Origin of the sequence: Streptomyces sp. 35G-GA-8 (assembly GCF_023534745.1) — a bacterium.
Classification (GTDB): Bacteria; Actinomycetota; Actinomycetes; order Streptomycetales; family Streptomycetaceae; genus Streptomyces.
In genome coordinates, this window is record NZ_JAMHJQ010000003.1 from 46,539 (window position 1) to 63,563 (window position 17,025).

At 71.5% G+C, this 17,025-nt stretch carries 17 protein-coding genes; 2 read left to right on the forward strand and 15 right to left on the reverse strand.

What is annotated here, in order from left to right:
* The first annotated feature begins 109 nt into the window (after window positions 1–109).
* Complete coding sequence (locus M1203_RS06690) at window positions 110–1,408, forward strand: FAD-dependent oxidoreductase (RefSeq protein ID WP_249948588.1); 1,299 nt, start codon at window positions 110–112, stop codon at window positions 1,406–1,408.
* Complete coding sequence (locus tag M1203_RS06695; RefSeq protein ID WP_249948589.1) at window positions 1,405–2,313, forward strand: Gfo/Idh/MocA family protein; 909 nt, start codon at window positions 1,405–1,407, stop codon at window positions 2,311–2,313. The genes M1203_RS06690 and M1203_RS06695 overlap by 4 nt, the downstream gene beginning before the upstream one ends.
* On the opposite strand, the gene lnt is transcribed toward M1203_RS06695, so the two are convergent.
* From lnt to M1203_RS06775, 15 genes are all read right to left on the reverse strand, one after another.
* The gene (lnt, locus tag M1203_RS06700; protein WP_249948590.1) at window positions 2,234–3,811 is read right to left on the reverse strand and encodes an apolipoprotein N-acyltransferase; all 1,578 of its coding nucleotides are present in this window, start codon (window positions 3,809–3,811) and stop codon (window positions 2,234–2,236) included. The genes M1203_RS06695 and lnt overlap by 80 nt on opposite strands.
* 183 nt (window positions 3,812–3,994) lie before the next feature.
* On the reverse strand, window positions 3,995–4,498 hold the full coding sequence (locus M1203_RS06705; protein WP_249948591.1) for a nuclear transport factor 2 family protein: 504 nt from the start codon (window positions 4,496–4,498) through the stop codon (window positions 3,995–3,997).
* Between the two features lie 81 nt (window positions 4,499–4,579).
* Entirely contained in the window at window positions 4,580–5,473 is an 894-nt protein-coding gene (locus M1203_RS06710) for a hypothetical protein (RefSeq protein WP_249949089.1), read from the reverse strand.
* Window positions 5,474–5,787: 314 nt separating this feature from the next.
* Window positions 5,788–6,378, reverse strand: a complete 591-nt coding sequence (locus tag M1203_RS06720; RefSeq protein WP_249948592.1) for a phage tail protein — start codon at window positions 6,376–6,378, stop codon at window positions 5,788–5,790.
* A gap of 3 nt (window positions 6,379–6,381) precedes the next feature.
* The gene (locus M1203_RS06725; RefSeq protein WP_249948593.1) at window positions 6,382–8,334 is read right to left on the reverse strand and encodes a putative baseplate assembly protein; all 1,953 of its coding nucleotides are present in this window, start codon (window positions 8,332–8,334) and stop codon (window positions 6,382–6,384) included.
* The gene (locus M1203_RS06730; RefSeq protein WP_249948594.1) at window positions 8,331–8,741 is read right to left on the reverse strand and encodes a GPW/gp25 family protein; all 411 of its coding nucleotides are present in this window, start codon (window positions 8,739–8,741) and stop codon (window positions 8,331–8,333) included. The genes M1203_RS06725 and M1203_RS06730 overlap by 4 nt, the downstream gene beginning before the upstream one ends.
* A gap of 5 nt (window positions 8,742–8,746) precedes the next feature.
* Window positions 8,747–9,028 carry a PAAR domain-containing protein gene (locus M1203_RS06735; protein ID WP_249948595.1) on the reverse strand — a complete coding sequence of 94 codons (282 nt, stop codon included), beginning with the start codon at window positions 9,026–9,028 and terminating at the stop codon, window positions 8,747–8,749.
* A gap of 48 nt (window positions 9,029–9,076) precedes the next feature.
* Window positions 9,077–11,035 (reverse strand): VgrG-related protein, encoded by a 1,959-nt coding sequence (locus M1203_RS06740; RefSeq protein WP_249948596.1) that lies wholly within the window; start codon window positions 11,033–11,035, stop codon window positions 9,077–9,079.
* A 6-nt stretch (window positions 11,036–11,041) separates the two neighbouring features.
* Entirely contained in the window at window positions 11,042–11,845 is an 804-nt protein-coding gene (locus tag M1203_RS06745; protein ID WP_249948597.1) for a LysM peptidoglycan-binding domain-containing protein, read from the reverse strand.
* 5 nt (window positions 11,846–11,850) lie between these two features.
* Entirely contained in the window at window positions 11,851–12,288 is a 438-nt protein-coding gene (locus M1203_RS06750) for a phage tail protein (protein WP_030353089.1), read from the reverse strand.
* 51 nt (window positions 12,289–12,339) lie between these two features.
* Window positions 12,340–12,882, reverse strand: a complete 543-nt coding sequence (locus M1203_RS06755; RefSeq protein ID WP_249948598.1) for a hypothetical protein — start codon at window positions 12,880–12,882, stop codon at window positions 12,340–12,342.
* 1,335 nt (window positions 12,883–14,217) lie between these two features.
* On the reverse strand, window positions 14,218–14,364 hold the full coding sequence (locus M1203_RS06760) for a DUF6760 family protein (RefSeq protein ID WP_249948599.1): 147 nt from the start codon (window positions 14,362–14,364) through the stop codon (window positions 14,218–14,220).
* Window positions 14,361–14,849, reverse strand: coding sequence for a hypothetical protein (locus tag M1203_RS06765; RefSeq protein ID WP_249948600.1), 489 nt, complete (start codon window positions 14,847–14,849; stop codon window positions 14,361–14,363). The genes M1203_RS06760 and M1203_RS06765 overlap by 4 nt, the downstream gene beginning before the upstream one ends.
* On the reverse strand, window positions 14,849–15,292 hold the full coding sequence (locus tag M1203_RS06770; RefSeq protein ID WP_249948601.1) for a phage tail protein: 444 nt from the start codon (window positions 15,290–15,292) through the stop codon (window positions 14,849–14,851). The genes M1203_RS06765 and M1203_RS06770 overlap by 1 nt, the downstream gene beginning before the upstream one ends.
* An 88-nt stretch (window positions 15,293–15,380) precedes the next feature.
* Complete coding sequence (locus M1203_RS06775) at window positions 15,381–16,913, reverse strand: phage tail sheath subtilisin-like domain-containing protein (RefSeq protein WP_249948602.1); 1,533 nt, start codon at window positions 16,911–16,913, stop codon at window positions 15,381–15,383.
* Window positions 16,914–17,025 lie beyond the last annotated feature (112 nt).

Genomic DNA, 17,025 nt, shown 5'->3' on the forward strand with positions numbered 1-17,025 from the left:
CTATCCCGCCTACTACACCTGTAGTACGGTGAGGGCGAAGGGCTTACTACAGCTGTAGTTGGCGGCGCGGTCCGCCGCGCCGTGAGTGATCCGAGGAGAGTGAGACGTCATGGACCAGCCCCGCGCCCTTGTCATCGGCGGTGGGATCGGCGGACTGAGCGCGGCCGTGGCCCTGCGGCAGCGAGGATGGGCGGTCACCGTGCTGGAGCGCGCGCCGGAGCTGACCCCGGTCGGCGCCGGCCTCGCCCTCGCGCCGAACGCGCAGCGCGCCCTGGATGTCATCGGGCTCGGCGACCGGATCCGTGCCCTCTCCGCCTGGCAGGGCGACGGCGGGCTGCGCGCCCCCGGCGGTCGCTGGCTCTCCCGTACGAGCAGTGAGGCCGCCGCCGACCGCTTCGGCGGCCCCCTCGTTCTGGTCCATCGGGCCACCCTCGTCTCCCTCCTGGCCTCCGCCCTGCCCGAAGGCGTGGTGCGCACTGGTACGGCCGCCGCGCTCGTGGATCCGGGCGGCGAGCGAGGTCCGGCCGTCGTCAGCACCCAGGACGGCGAGCTGGAGGCCGAACTCGTCGTGGCCGCAGACGGCATCCGCTCCGCCGTACGCCGGACGCTGTTCCCGGACCATCCGGGCCCCCGCTACACCGGATCGACCACCTGGCGCGTGATCGTCCCGGCCCCGGAGCGGCCGTTCGCGCCGCACGAGACCTGGGGACGGGGGCGGTTGTGGGGCACCCAGCCGCTCAAGGACGGCCGCGTGTACGCGTATGCCATGGCCACGGCCCCCGAGGGCGCCCACGCGCCCGACGACGAGCGGGCGGAGCTGCGCCGGCTCTTCGGCGACTGGCACGACCCCGTACCGGGGATCATCGAGGCCGCCGACCCCGGGCAGGTGCTGCGGAGCGACGTCCACGAGATGGCCGTACCGCTGCCCGCGTACCACCGGGGCCGGGTGGCCCTGCTCGGTGACGCCGCGCACGCGATGCAACCCACGCTGGGGCAGGGCGCCAACCAGGCCATCGAGGACGCCATCGTCCTCGCGCACCATGTCGGAGTGGACGGCGACCTCGGGCCCGGCGCCCGGCCTGCCGGGGGACTCGCGACACCCGACCCGGCCGCCGGGTTCGCGGCCGGACCCCTGGCACACGACCCGGCCGCCGGGCTCGCCTCCTACTCGGCCGACCGGCTGCCGCGTACGACCGCCATCGTCCGCCAGGCCACCAGAACGGGCCGGATGACCGCCGTCCGCGGCCCGGTCGCCGTCGCCCTGCGCGACGCGCTGATCGTCGCCGTGTCCCGCCTCGGGCCAGGACTTGTTCTGCGCGGCTTCGCCGGGATCGCCGACTGGCGGCCCCCGGGGCGCACGTATGCTTCCGGGACGGCGCGTAAGAACAGGCTGGGGAGGCCCTTGTGAAGGTCGGCTGCATCGGGCTCGGCGACATCGCGCGGAAGGCGTATCTGCCGGTGCTCACCACACTGCCCGGGGTCGAGCTGCATCTGGGGACCCGCACCCCCGCCACCCTGGCGCGTACCGCCGAGGTCCACCACATCCCGGCGGAGCGGTGTCACACGGATCTCGGCTCACTGCTCGCCCAGGGCCTCGACGCCGCGTTCGTGCACGCCCCGACCGCCGTGCACGCCGAGATCGTGACCCGGCTCCTGGAGGCGGGCGTACCGACCTATGTCGACAAGCCGATCGCCTACGAACTCGCCGACTCCGAGCGGATCGTGCGCCTCGCGGAGGAGCGCGGCGTGAGCCTCGCCGTCGGCTTCAACCGGCGGTTCGCGCCCGGGTACGCGCAGTGCCTGGAGCATCCGCGCGAACTGATCATCCTCCAGAAGAACCGGGTGGGTCTCCCCGAGGACCCGCGCACCTTCGTCCTCGACGACTTCATCCATGTCGTGGACACGCTGCGCTTCCTGCTCCCCGGGCCGGTCGAACACACCGACGTACGGGCGCGGATCCGGCAGGGACTGCTGCACCATGTCGTCCTCCAGCTCTCCGGCGACGGCTTCACCGCGATCGGTGTGATGAACCGGCTGAGCGGCTCCACCGAGGAGATCCTCGAAGTGTCGGGACAGGACACCAAGCGTGCCGTCCACGATCTCGCGACGATCATCGACCACAAGGGGCAGCCGAGTGTCCGGCGGCGCGGCGACTGGGTCCCGGTGGCCCGCCAGCGCGGAATCGAGCAGTGCGTACTGGCGTTCCTCGACACCGTACGGGCCGGAAAGACGCTCAGCGCGCGGGATGCGCTGCTGACTCATGAGCTGTGCGAGCGGGTGGTACGAGAGGCGCTGGACCAGTCCGCCGCCTGAGCGAGCGGGCGCCCTCCACCGCGAAGAACGCCGCCAGAACCACCAGCGCGCCATGGACCGCCCAGTCGCCGAACCGCGTGTAGAGGGTGGTGCCCCCGGCCAGCGGCAGATCGAAGACGGCGGCGGCCGAACGGTCGACACCGATCGCGCCGCCCACCCGTTCGCCCCCGGGACCGAACACCGCGCTGACGCCTGTCAGCGTGGCGTGCACCATCGCCCTGCCGTTCTCCGCCGCCCGCAGCGCCGCCAGTGAGGCATGCTGCTCCGGCGCCCAACTGCCCTGGAACGACGAGGTCGAGGACTGCGCCACCAGCACCTGCGCGCCGTCCCTGACCAACTGTCTGCTCATATCGGGGAACGCCGACTCGAAGCAGATCAGCGGACCGAACCGGAGCCCGCCCCTGCCCTCTCCCGGCAGCACCATCACCGACTGGCGGGTGCCGCGAATACGGTCCTCACCGGCCGCCTTGCCCACCGAGGTCACCCAGCCGAGCGCGGCACGGGCCGGTATGTACTCGCCGAAGGGCACCAGCCGCATCTTGTCGTACACATCGCCTGTCGGACCGTTCGGCCCCACCAGGACACCGCGCTTGAATATGCCCGCCCGGCCCGTCGGGTCCGTACTGCGCGCGTCGACATTGACCAGGATCTCCGCGCCCACTGTGCGGGACAGTACGGCGATCCGCGCCGCGAGATCGGGGCGCGCCGCCAGATCCGCGCCGACGCTGCTCTCGCCCCACACCACCAGATCGAGATCCTGTCCGGCCAGCGCCCGGGTCAGCTCCTCGCCGCGCGCGAAGCGCCGTTCCACCGCACCCGTGCCGGAGACCACGCCCGGCTGGACGACCGCGATCCGCGCCAGGCCCGACCGCTCGGGCTCCGGTGCCCACCACCCCACCGATCCCACCGTGATGGCGCACATCACGATGCCGAGGGCCGCCGCCGCGCGCGCCCGGGGCACCGAGACCAGCAGGGTCAGCGCGGTGTTCACCGCGACCACCAGCAGACTCACCAGCCACACCCCGCCCACCGACGCCAGCCGCAGCGCGGGCGAGACCTCCCACTGGCTGGCGCCGAGCAGACCCCATGGGCCGCCAAGTCCCTCCCAGGACCTGATCAGTTCGACCATCAGCCAGCCCGAGGGGAGCACGGCCAGGGCGACGGCGGCGCGGCCCGTGGAGGGCGCCCCGCCGAGCACGGCGCGTACCAGCCACCCCCACGGCGCCCACAGCAGACCCAGCAGCGCCGCGAGCACCACGATGAACACATGAAGGCTCGGTATCAGCCAGTGGTGCACGGCGACGATGAAGCCGAGCCCGCCCAGCCAGCCGTCCAGCGCCGCGCGTCGGCCCGTGGGCGCGGACCGTATGAGCAGCATCCAGGGCACCAGCGCCACATACGCCAGCCACCACAGGGACGGCGAGGGGAAGGCGAGGGCCGGGAGCGCGCCGGCGGCCAGGGCGGACGCGCCGCGCCACCACGGCGATGCCGTTCGCATTCCGCGCCTCCTCCGCCGTGCCTTCCGGACCGCGCTTTCGGGACCGCGCTTTCCGGGCCGCGCTTTCGGGGTCCGCCTCCTCGACGAGGAGGTCCGAAGTCCCGTTCGTTCAGCACTCCCTTCCCCCGATCGAGGGAACTGAAGCGGATACGGAGCAGCCGCGTCCGGCGCGTACCCCGCAGGTCAGCCGTCGACGGCGGGAACGATGGGATCGACGGGGGCGACAGGGGCCGCGGATGTGGCGGACGCGGCGGCGCGGCGCCACTTCTCATGGGCGACCACCGTGCGCAGCCGCCAGCCCTCCTCACCGCGCAGCAGCCCGAACGTGAACCCGCCACCGCTCACCAGGTCCTCGCCCGACGTGTGCCGCAGCGGGCAGAGATAGTCGGCCCGCAGCTCCGCGCGGTCGCCCGGATAGCCCCCGAGGTCCTGGATGCGCAGCCGCCGGTTGACGATCAGATGCTGACGGACGGTGAACGGCCGCAGCGTGCCGGCCAGCCAGTCGGCGACCTCGGCGGCGGACCCCTCGATGCCGCCCGCCGCGGTGTAGTCGGCGCGGCCGTCCGGGGTGAACAGGGCACGGAACCCCGGCCAGTCGGCGTCGTCCATGGTCACGGCGTAGTCGGTGATCACCTCATCGATCGCCAGACGGTTCATCACGGTCGCGAGATCCACACGCTGTGTCATCGGTTCAGTCTCCGTCAGCGGCAGCCCCAGGCCAAGGGCCAAGGGTGGTCGGATCGACTTCTGGACACCAGCGTGGCCCATTCAGCGCCGTCCGAAGAACTCGATCTCGGCCACGGCGGGTCGGCGGCCGGGACCGTTGCCATGGACATCGTCGATCGCGAGCCGCACCCGGACGACATCCGAGGCGCGTACGTCGAAGGTCTGCTGGCCGGGCTGGTCCTTGAGCGTGATCCTCTTCTCGGTGACCTCGTCGGACGCCGAACGCAGTGTCACCGTCAGCGCGGCGGGTCGCGCCTGCGCCAGGAACTCGTCCGCCTTGGCCGACCGGCCCGCGAAGACGACCAGCTTGAGCATCCGTACCGGCTCCTCGAAGTCGGCCTCCAGATACTCACCGAGCCCGGGCCCGGCCTCGGCGGGGACCCAGAAGCGATTGGTGTACGTGTCGAACGCGTCCCGGGGCGGATGGTCCGACAGCGCGCTGGAGCCACGGACACGGATCGGTCGCAGCTCCTCGGGGGTACCGGTGCTGTCCTTCGTGAAGTCGAACGCGTCGGAGAGATGGGGACGTGCGAACCAGACGGCGGCTGCCAAGAGGACGAGGGTGAGCGGAATGGCCAGGCTCGGTCGCCGCCACAGACGACGCCTGGGACGCGTGCCCGCCGTCGGCAGGGCGCGCCGACGGCGGCTCAGGAGCCGGCGCCACCACGGCAGCGGCGGTTCGGGCGGTGGTCCCGGATCCAGGAGCAGACCGCAGCGCAGACAGAGGGTGCGGTCGGGAGCGTTCTCCGTACGGCAGTTGGGGCAGCGGACGGCGGGTCCGTGGTGGGGGCGCGGTACGGCGTCGGGGTCCGGCCGGCCGGCCGGCTCGTCGGGCTCCTCGCCGGGGCCGGGTACGGGGGAGTCCAGCCGGTCGCCGGGGCGACGGGGGCCCGCGGCGACGGGTTCCGGGGCGGGCTCCCGTACAGGTTCCGGCACGGGTCCCGGCACAGGTGCCGGGGAGGTTTCCGGCGCAGGCTCTCGTACGGGTTCCGGGGCCGGAGGGTCGGCGGGCGCGGGGACGGACGGTGTGGCCGGCGTGGGGATGGGCGTGGGCGCAGACATGGGCGGGGGCGTTGGCGGCGGCGCGGGTGCCGGCAGGGGCGTTCGCCGCGACGATCCGGAATCCCCGGCACCGCTCCCCGTACCGGTCCCACCACCGGACCGCTCCGGATCGCCCCACTCCAGGAACGTCTCGCAGGACGCGCAGAACGCAGTGCCCGGCGCGTTGCGGTGCCCGCACTCGGGGCAGGTCATGGCCGCTCCCCGGACGAGGACTCGGACGGGGGCTCGGACGAGGGCTCTGCCGACGGCAGGATCTCCACCTCGTACCCGATGTGCGCGGGGATCTCCCCCTCGATCAGCTCCTCCAGACCGACCCGGTCCACCGCGTCCGGCTCGGGCACCCGTAGCCGTACGGCCACCCAGGGGCGCTCCTCGCCCGGCAGTGCCGTGTGGGGGGTCGGCGACCAGCCCGCGCCGCCGCTCTCGGTGATCTCCGGTTCCACACCGGTGCGCCGCCGGATCGCCTCCGCCAGGCCGCCGCGCGTCCCCCGGCGGCTGTGCCGGGCCACCGCCTCCGTCACCGCCGTCCGCCGCTCGCCCACCGGCGCGTCGCCGTGCGGCTCGGCGGCGACCCACTGCGCCACCCAGTCGAGGAAGTCCTCGGGCGCGCTGCGCGGATCCAGATGCGCGGGCAGATTGTCGAGAGTCAGCTGGATCGGGGCGAGCACATCGTCCAGCGCGGCGAGGAAGCGCCCCAGGAAGTCCTGCTCCAGATAGAGCGCGGGCAGCAGCTCGACCAGCGGATGCGGCGAGGGCAGTCCGGCGACGGTTCCGCGCATCGCTCACACCTCCCGTATCCGCAGCTGGTGTTCGTACGAGAAGGCCAGCGCGTGCCGGTCGAGCGTGATCCTCGTCGTCGCCTCCCCGCGCCGCCCGGTCATCGGGTCCGCGGGGAAGAGCCGTACGTCCTCCACCAGATCCACCTCCGGCACCCGCTGGAGCACCGCGAACGCCTCACCGGACTGAATGGGCCGCCCGAACGGCCAGCCCTGTCCGTCAGGGCCGCCGGTCAGCGGGTTGAAGTAGCCGTAGAGCGCGGTGAGCGCGGCCTCGCGCAGCCGCTCGGGCACGGCGCCCCTGCGTGCCTGCACCGAAGCGACGACGGTGACCCCCTGGTAGAAGGGCGGCTCCACCATCAGCCGGGCCCCGATGGGACGCCGCTCGTCCAGATGCCCGCTGATCTGCGCCATCGTGTCCGGCGGCGGGATCAGCTCGTCGAAGCTGATCCGGCCCTGTTCGTCGCTGCGCCCGGCCGGTACGACCAGCAGCCGTACCCCGCCCGCTTCCGCGTCCCGGCCCGCCGGTACGCAGTACACCCGCGCCGCGTCCGGGGCCACCTCGCGGGCCAGCAGTTCGTAGTCGTGCGGCACGACGGCGCGGTGCAGTGTCCGCAGCGTCATCGGCCCGCGCACCCGAGCGCTCTCCACCGTCTCGCCGTCGACCCCGCCCAGCGCGGGGCGCCGGTTCTCCACCCGCGCCACGAACGGCAGGGAGCCGCGCAGGACGCGCAGCGCGCCCCGGGCGACATTGCCCCGTCTGCCCCCGCCCGTGCGGTAGCCGCGCACCCGTACCGCGCTGCCCTTGCGGGGAACCGCGCCGTAATACCGCAGGCCGCCGTCCTGTTCCCGTACGGCAGGACCGAAGTCCACCCGGCCGGAGTTGGGGTCCAGCGTGATGTGCCGGTCGTCGGGTCCCGAGTGGGCGAAGTCGTCGACCCGGGTCCAGTCGGCCCAGCCGGACCCCTCGTCCGGATCCGCCACCTCGACGACGAAGTCCCCCGGTACGACGGGCGGTCTCGCGAGCAGGAAACTCTGTCCGGGAACACCCTCCGCGGCACCGAGCACCTCGTCACGTACCGTCTCGGCGTGCGCGGCCTCGACCGTCGCCCCGATCGTGAAGGCCGTGATCCGCCGGACGGTCGGCGGCGCCACATAGCTGGGCTGGCCCGGCTCGGACTCCAGCAGCCGGCAGCGCAGCCAGCCCGCGGTACGCCGTACGACCGCCGAGGCGGCGTGGGTGCGCGGCAGATGCAGGATCAGCTCGCCCGACTTGTTGAAGCCGCCGGTATCGTCCTTCTCGATCTCGCAGGCCCGCCACTCCGTGCCGTCCCATGCCTCCCAGCGCAGCGGCGCGCGCCGCGGGTCGACGCCCACGCCCTCGACGCGGCAGTCGAGACGCAGCACGACCACCCCCGCGGGCACCGCGGCGGAGAGGCCCACATAGAGCGCGTCTCCGGGGGTGGGGGTACGGCCGAAGCAGGGCACTTCGCGGCCGAGCGCCAGCTCCTCGGACCGCTCCACCGCTTCGCCGTCCGCCGATCGGGTGGCCAGATACGCGAACGCGCAGGGAACGATGGACAGCGGCCGGCTCGTGGTGAAGACCACCGCTTCCTCGGTCTCGGTGCGGACCGTGGCGACCTCGGTGCCCGCCCTGACCCGTACCGGCTCGGGCTGTGGCGCCGAGAGCCGGAACGTCACGTCGGTACGGGCCGCCGTCGGCGGATAGAGCCGTACCCCGATGAGATCGAGAAAGGTCAGATAGTTCTTCTCCGGCACGCGGTTCAGCCGGTAGACGAGCTGGTCGACCATGGTGGCGAAGGCCTCGATCAGGGTCACGCCGGGGTCGGAGACATTGTGGTCGGTCCACTCGGGACAGCGCTGCTGCACCAGCCGCTTGGCCTCGTCCACCAGGCCCTGGAAACGGCGGTCGTCCAGATCGGGGCTGGGAAGCGTCACGCGCCGTCCTCCTCGTGCTGCGGGATCACATAGAACGGGAATACGAGATTCCGGGGGTCGTTGGAGCCGCGCACCGTATAGCCGATGTCGATATAGAGGACTCCGCTGTCCGCCTCGTCGAACCGGACCGTCACCTCCGCCACCTCGATACGGGGCTCCCACCGCTCCAGCGCGAGACGCACCTCGTACGCGAGTTGCCCCGCCGTACCCGCGTCCGCCGGGGCGAACACGTAGTCGTTGACGGCGCAGCCGAACTCCGGCCGCATCGGGCGCTCGCCGGGCGAGGTCGCGAGGATCAGCCGGATCGATTCCTCCAGCGCGCGTTCGCCGCTCACGAGCGCGATGGAGCCGGTGGCGTCCGTACGCGGCGGGAAGGCCCAGCCCGCGCCGATGAACTGCTCTCCCATGGCGTTCAGCCCCCGATCAGCACGGTCGGGCAGCCGGTCACGACGGGTGAGCCGCAGCCCGCCCGGTCACCGACCCGGGCGGCCGGTCTCCCGCCGATCAGTACGGTGGAGCTGCCGGGGCCGGCGATCGCGGACGGCGGATGTACGGCGGGAGGCGGAACGGCGCACTGGTGCGGGGTGCCGACGGTGGCGGCGGGCCGGCCGCCGATCAGCACCGACGGTACGCCCGGCGGGCCGACCGTACCGGGGTGGCCGGTGGGGTCGCCGACGCGTGCGGCTGCCGACATCTCCGTGTGCTCCTCTCGGCTCGTCTGCTGGGTGGCTCGGCTCGTCCGCTAGTTGAGCTTGACCAGTGGGGCGTTGATGGAGCAGGTGCTGCCGCCCTTGATCTCGGTCCGCGAGGTCCCGTCGATCGCGACCTGACTGCCCGTCACATCGACCGTGCCGCCGGTGGCCAGCCGGAGCCGGCCGGTCCCGCCGTCCACCTGAACGCCTGTGCGGGCCGTCAACTTCACCGAATCACCGGTGAGTTCCAGCGCGCCCTGCCCGGCGTCCAGTGCCACGCCGCTGCCCGCCTTGATCGAGACCTGTTGCCGGGCCTCTATCTCCACACTGCCGTCGCTGTTGACGACGATGGTGGTGCCCCTGCGGTCGAGATCGATCCTCAACTTGCCGTCCCCGGTGACCAGTCGTACGCCCTGCGGGCCGTTCGCGGCGTCCAGCAGCTCCAGTTGATTGCCGCCCTTGGAGGCGAAGGCGCGCCGGTTGACCGCGCCACTGGTGGGGTCGATCAGCTCGCCGCCTCCTGAGCCGCCGATGCCTCCCCCGCCACCGCCACCGCCACCGCTTCCGCCCCCGCCACCGCTTCCACCGTCGGTTCCGCCGCTGCCCTGGGAGGGCTTGTCCTGACCGTTGTAGAGACCGGCCAGTACATACGGCCGGTCCAGATGGCCCTGCTCGAACCCGACCAGTACCTCGTCCCCCACCTCGGGGATGAACGCCTCGCCGCCGCCCGTACCACCGGACTGCGCCGTACGCGCCCAGTCGCTCGCGTACTCGTCCGACAGCCACGGGAAGCGGACCTTCACCCGCCCCATCGCCTGCGGGTCCTGAGTGTCCGTCACCGTTCCATTGACCAGCCCCGAGCAGCGCCCGCCCGCACCCGCACCGGCGCCACCACCGCCCGAGCCCGCGCCGCCGCCGGTCAGACCGAACAGCGAGCGCTCCTGCTGCCCCGAGACGGTGATCCACGTCTCGTAGCCGCGCACGGGGTCGAAGACATGCCGCGAGGAGGTGACCGTATAGCGTCCCTCGAACGGCGCGCCCACGGCATTGAGCGCCACGGCGCTGCCCGCCCGCACCCGCGGATTGCCCCGGATCACCGCCTCCAGCTCGGCGAAGGATCCGGCGATCCGCTCCGCCAGCGCCTTCGCCGCCTGATCCACCTGCGCCTGCGTCCCGTACGAGGCGTCCGTGACGACGAAACTGGCCTCGCCGAAGGGCGCCGACACCTCGGCCGCCGTCACCCCGAGAGCCAGCGTCGACGCACTCCCCGCCGGTGCCCGGCCCACCAGCGGCTGTTTGGCCGCCACGTCCCAGCCGCGCACCTCCACCTCGGAGACCTGCTCGGCCGACGACACCCCGGCCCGGCAGCGGATCAGATTGCTCCCCATCTCCAGTACCAGCGGGTTCTGTTCGGCCCGCGCGGAGCTGTCCGGGGCACCACCGGCCTCGGCAGGCCTGGTGATATGCAGCCGGCCGTCCGTGACATAGGCCTGGGCGCCGGCCTCCTCCGCGAGCCCGCGCACGAACTCCCAGTCGCTGATGTTGGGCTGGGCCACATGCTCCAGCACCGGCCCGGCGACATCGACCGTCCCGGGGCGCAGCCCGGCCCGCTGTGCCACCTGCGCGCAGATGTCGGCGAGCGTCATGTTCTGATACCCGGCGACGCGGCGGCCCCGGAACAGCCGGTGCGACTCGTCGAGCCCGCGCACCACCGTGAACGTGCCGGTGTCATCGATCTCGACCTCCAGGGCCGTCACCACACCGGTCAGCAGAGGCGTCGCGGAGGGGCCCCCGCCCGCGTGCGCCAGCAACCGGGCCTCACCGCCGATCTTGAGGCCCGTCTGTTCCAGCAGCACCCGGCCGGGATCGCGGAACCGAAGCACGAAGAGGTCCGGCAGCGTCCGGCTGTCGTCCACATACCCCTCGACCAGTGTGTTGGCGAGGGCCGGTGGCAGCGGACTGCCACCGAACTCGATCACCAGCGCCTTGGCGACACCCTGCTGGGCCATCCGCCCTCACCCCTGCCTCGGCTGTTCCCGCGCGCGCTCGGATTCGCGCAGCCGGTCCAGCTCGTCGAGTGCGGGCAGCAGCAGCTCCTGGCCGCTGGTCAGCCGCATCGGGTCGTCGATCCCGTTCGCATCGGCGATGACCCGCCAGGCCCCGGGATCCCCGTACTCGCGATGGGCGAGACCCGGCAGCGAATCCCCGGCGCGTACCCGGTGCACGCGCCGCGCCGCCAGCGCACCCGAGGTCGGGTTCTGTCCCGGTGTCTCTCCGCTGATCTCCTCCATCGTCACCTGGCAGAGCGCCCTGATGGGTACACCGGAGGTCGTGAAGAGCGTGTACTTCGCCTGCACTTGGCTCACATAGCCGGGAAAGCCCGTGAGCCCGCCCCAGTGGAACACCACCCACGGCGGCGAGGAGCGCTGCTGCTGACGGGTCTCGTCGGTCGGCACACAGCAGGCGAAGAGCTTCTCCACGGATGTCACGACGCTGCTGTCCTGGGTGTCGCTGGCGTCGAAGAACATCTCCACCGTCAGCTTGCTCGGCTGCGGCCCCTGGTACTCCGGCGGCCCCGAGCTCTTCGCGCCCTTGGCGGGGGTGCGCTTCCAGGACGCCGCCTTCGTCAGGCTCAACTCCTTGGGATTGAACTGGAACTCGATACGGCCGCACGGCCCGCCAGGGGTCAGACTGCCGCCGGGCGGCGGCGTACGCAGCTCCAGATAGGCGTGCTCCAGCTTGGGCCTCGCCGAGCCGGGCGCCCGGGAGGCGGCCGTACCCGAGCTGCCGGCGGCACTGAAGGCGATGGGCCCGCTCATCGCGCTCAGCCCTCCATCACATAGCCGTGGTGGGCGATCTCGATCGTCTCGATCGCGACCTTGGGGGACTCGGGGGTGAAGGAGGGGCCGGTCCAGCGCACCGGTACGACCTCCAGCAGCCCCCACTGGGCGACCTTGCGGCCGTCGCCCGTCCTGGCCTCGATATGCGCGGTCTTACGGCTGAAACCGGTCGTCATGCTGGCGAACCACTTGGCGACCTTCTCCGTCTCCCGGGTCAGCGGGCGGGACAGCTTGACGTTCGAGTACTTGAGGCGGGTGGGCAACTGCCAGACGTGGCCGTTGTTGCCGCCCTCCTCGCGTGCTTCGAGCACCACTTCGCAGCCGAGACCGTCGCAGGTGTTGAACGAGCCGAGTTCGATGCCGTCGATGGTGACGACGAAGCAGACGCTGACGGCCGGATCGTCGTTGTCGGTCGGGGCCATGGCATGTACCTCTCCATGCTGGTGTTGATCAGGTCAATGCCTGGTGTTGATTCAATGCCTGGTGTTGATCAGGAATCCGGCGCGTTCGCGCTCCAGGCGCAGGTCCGCCTTGAGGAGTCTGCTCAGGGGCGCGTACAGCGCTCGTACGAGTTCATCGGTGACGGGCGGGGTGGCTGTGCCTGTGCCTGTGCCCGTGCCTGTGCCCGTGCCTGTGCCTGTGCCTGTGCCCGTTCCCGCGTCTGTGCGCGCGCCTTGGGCGGCCGGGGAGCCGGGTGGGGCGGACTCGGGGTCTCCGGGCACTTCCGGGGCGGTGGCGTCCGGGAACGTGGGGGCGTCGGCGCTCGGTTCCGGGTCCGGGACGGTGATCGGCGGAAGATCCGGTTCCGGCGCGGGGGCCGGGGGCTCGCTGGTGGCGGTCGCACGCTGGATCACGCGCGTACCGCGCGCACCGCGCGTACCGCTGAAGACGACGCTGCCGTCGGCCATCCGCTGGGCCACCCCCGCGGCGACGGCCGCGGAACCGGCGTCCTGGAAGGTGGGGGCGGGGCGCCCGGGGTTGGTTGTCGCTGTGTCTCGGGGCGTTGCTTCGGCCATTGCCCTTCCGACCATTGCCTCTCCGGCCATGGCTGCTCGGGCCGCCGTTGCTCGGGGTGCGGTTGCTCGGGCCACGGTCAACGGAGCTGCCGAGGAGGATTGTTGGACCGATGGCGTCCTCGTGGGCCCCGGGGGTTCCCACCGGACCGGCACGGCCGGCGGCTCCGGGGCGGTGCCGGTGCCGGTGGGTGCGGGGGCGTCCGGCCCGGTGGCGAAGAGGGGGACCGCCCGCTGCGCGAGGAGCGGAGCCACCGGACCGGACGCCGGTTCTGTCGGCCGGGGGAGTGCGGGACCGCTCAAGCGCTGGATCGGGACGGGGGCGGGGCCAGGGACGGGGGTCGGGTCGGGTGCGGGGGCTGTCGGTGACGCGGCGGGTGGTTGTTCCGTCCCGGACTCCGGTGCGTACGGCGTGTGTTGCGGTGTGAGGGGTGGGGCTTCGCCGAGCAGCGGCCCGATCGGCTCACCCGTATCCGGCGCAGACGCGGGTGGTGTGGCCGGTGTGGCCGGTGTGGCCGGTTCGGTTACCGGCCCGGAGGTGCGAGCCGCGATCGCCCGTTGCGCTGTGGGGGGCAGACCGGCCAGTGGCGCCCCGAGGCCGGGCATGCGCGGCCGGGACGGTGGCCTCGGCGTTTCCGGCGGGACGGGGAGGGGCGCGGCGTGCGACCGCTGAACGGGTGCAGGAGCGGGGGGAGTTGGTGACGTACCGACGGTGGGGACAGTGGGTGCCGGTTCCAGGGGGCGCTCACCCACCAGTTGACGTACGGGGAGTTCTGCGGGCGAGGTACCGGCGGTGACCATCTCCCCCGGGGAGTAGCTCCGTTGCAGCGGAACCGCCCGAGGCTGTACTTGTACGCGCCCCGTCGCCCCCGGCCGGTTGGCGACCGCATTGCCTTCCGTCCCCCGAATCCGCTCGCTCTCGGCCCGTCGGCTCACCGTTGCCGTCGTCGGTCCGGTGGAGGCGACGAGCCCGTGCACCAGCCCCGAGGGTGCCTGTGGACTGACCAGATGGCCCAGCGGCGTACTGAGCGAGGCGTCCTGCCAGGTGCCGAGCGAGCCACGGAAACCGGCCGGGTCCGTGATCAGGCCGGGCGTCGTCAACGTACGCTGCACGGGCGGGAGTTCGCGCCAGCCTCCCGCCGGGCGGCCTGTCCTGGCGGTTGCGCCGGCGTCCGCCGAGGTCCTACCGGTGTCTGCCGCGGTCTTACCGGGGTCCGCCGCGGTCCGGTCTCCGCGCAGCCAGGACAGCAGTCCCATGGTGTCTCCTCCCTCCCTCGCGTTTCCGGTCCCGCTGGACGCTTTCCGTTGCTCCTGGCCTACTCCTGGCCTACTCGTGGCCTACTCCTGGCCGGTGAGCCGGGCGATCTGTGCGATATACCGGCGCCGCTCGGAATGCTCCAGATCGAGCAGTTCGTCGCGTGGCCAGTGGAAGTGATAGGCGAGGTACGCGACCTCCTCGTACAGCAGGTCGGCCGCGTACGTCACGATTCCCCCGGGCGACCACCTCCGGCGAGGTCCACGGCGAAGTTCTCCTGGCAGGACGGGCAGGTCACGGCGGCGCGGGTGTGCCCCTCGGCGTTGATCCTGCGGTAGAAGTCCTGGAGGAAGGCGAGGTCCGAGGCGAACAGGTCCTCGATGACGCCCGGATGGATGTCGTCGACCGTGCCGATCCGGCTGACCACGCGGGCGATCAGGACCACCGACAGATAGGCGGCGTTCTCCCGTACGCGGTCGTCCCGGAGCGGGATCAACTCGTCGCGGGCGGTGGCCAGCCGCATCACGCCGCTGCGGTGGACGGTGCCGTCGTCGTCCACGTACCCGCGCGGCAGCTCGAACGGGAACTCGGTCCGTAGCGTCTCCCTGGACTCCCTGGACTCCCTGGACTCCCGCGAGTCCCGCGATTCCAGGGCGGGCGTACGTTCCTCGTCGCTCGTCCCACCGCGCGCGGAGGCGGACAGCACCCGCCGCATCAGTCGACTTCCATGCTTTCGTAGGTGATCGCCAGCTTCTCCGTGAGCACGGAGGTGTCGCCCGCCTTCAGCGTGCCGATCTCCAGGGACTTCGGCCAGGCGTTGATCAGCTTGTAGCGCTTGATCGCGATGCCCTCGTAGTCGTAGACGATGATCGCCCCGTTGCGCCGTGCGTCCGACATCCGGCCGAACCGCGAGTCCTTGACCCACTGCTCGAAACTGTTGTCCTCGGTGAGTCCACGGCTGACGGTGACCTCACCCGCTTTGGGGCGTCCCGGGAGCTTTTTGATGGCGTATTTGCCGTCGGCGGTGTTCTGCTTCAGCTCGATGACATCCTGCTCCATCTTCAGACCCGTCACCTCGGTGATCTGTTTGATGACGACGCTGTCGAATTCCAGACCGAAGGAATGCCCGACGGAACTGTCGAGATCGGGAAGTGGCACTACCAGCCTCCTCTGTGCTAATGGTCAGTTCGTCGATCTTCGATCTTCGATCCTCGATCGTCGCTTGGTGAGGGCCGATCGGCGAAGGTCACTCCTCGACGGCGCCGGTTCCGCCGGTCAGCTGGGACAGCCGGAACACCACGAACTCCGCGGGCTTCACCGGTGCCACCCCGATCTCGCAGATGACCTGCCCCGCGTCGATGCTCTCGGGCGGGTTCGTCTCGCGGTCGCACTTGACGTAGAAAGCCTCCTCGGGCGTCAGCCCGAACAGCGCGCCCCTGCGCCATTCATTGACCAGGAACGCCGATACCGTACGGCGGATACGGGCCCACAGCGCGTCATCGTTCGGCTCGAACACCACCCATTGTGTGCCGGTCAGAATCGACTCCTCCAGGTAATTGAAGAGTCGGCGCACATTCAGATAACGCCAGTGGTGGTCCGACGCCAGCGTCCGCGCGCCCCAGACGCGGATACCGCGACCGGGAAAGGCACGGATGCAGTTCAGGCCGATCGGATTGAGCAGATCGTGTTCGCCCTTGGTCAACTGCGTCTGCAAGGAGACCGCTCCGCGTACGACCTCGTTCGCCGGGGCCTTGTGCACCCCGCGTGAGGCATCGCTCCGGGCCCATACGCCGGCGATATGCCCGCTCGGCGGCACGAAGGTATTGCGGCCGGTCGCCGGGTCGAACACCTTGATCCACGGATAGTAGAGCGTCGCGAACCTGGAATCGAAGCCTGTTGTCTCCGTGCGCCAGCCCTTGATCTGCTGTGGGCTCAGGGCGGGGGGCGCGTCCAGGATCGCGATACGGTCACCCATCAGCTCGCAGTGGCTGATCAGGGCCTGCTGCACCGAGATCACCGACTCCCGGTCCAGCACTCCGCGCTCGAAGGCGCTCATGAGGTCCGGTACGGCGACCATGGTGACCTCGTCGATGGCCTCCAGCCCGCCGAGGCCCGTGCGCTGGTCCGGGTCTCCCACGTACTCGTCCGCGGACAACGGCCCGGTCGCGGGCCCCGCGTCGTCCGCGGGCCGGAGTATCACCGTCCCCGCCTCGGGTCTGCCCGGCGCGGGCCCGCGCCCCGGCTCGCGTACCTCGATCAGCTCGGACCGGGCCTTCACCTGGGAGGCGACATTGTCCTTGCTGCGCTTCGACGACACCGCCGGGTAGGTCTCCACGACCTTGCCGTCCTTGGCCACCACCAGACTGAACACGTCCTGCGGCGGATCCTCGCCCTCGGGGTCGGCCACGGTCACGGTGATCTCACCGGTCACACCGGGCAACGCCCGTACGGTGTACGGCCCGAGGCGCGCCTCCGCGCCGGAAGCGAGTTCCCCGGCCGGACCGCTGTCCGCCTCGCCGCCACCGATGCGAATCACGTAACAGGTCCCGCCGCCATTGGCGAAGAAGCCGTAGACGGCCGAGGCGAGATAGGTGCCTTCGACGAATTCGCCGAACCGGCCGACGAACTGCGACCAGTTGGTGATCAGGGTCGGTTCGTTGAACGGCCCCCGCTGGGCGAAGCCGACAAAGGCGGCGACGGATGTACCCACGCCCTCGATGGGCCGTGAGCCGGACTGGACCTCTTCGACATACACGCCCGGGGACAGATACGACGGCATGCGACTCTCCTTGACCGGGAACGTGGTTGATCAGGGAACATGGTTGATCAGGGAACGTGGGCGATTCTCGCCGTGGGCGAGATCATCCGGAACGGGCATTCGGCCGCCGCGT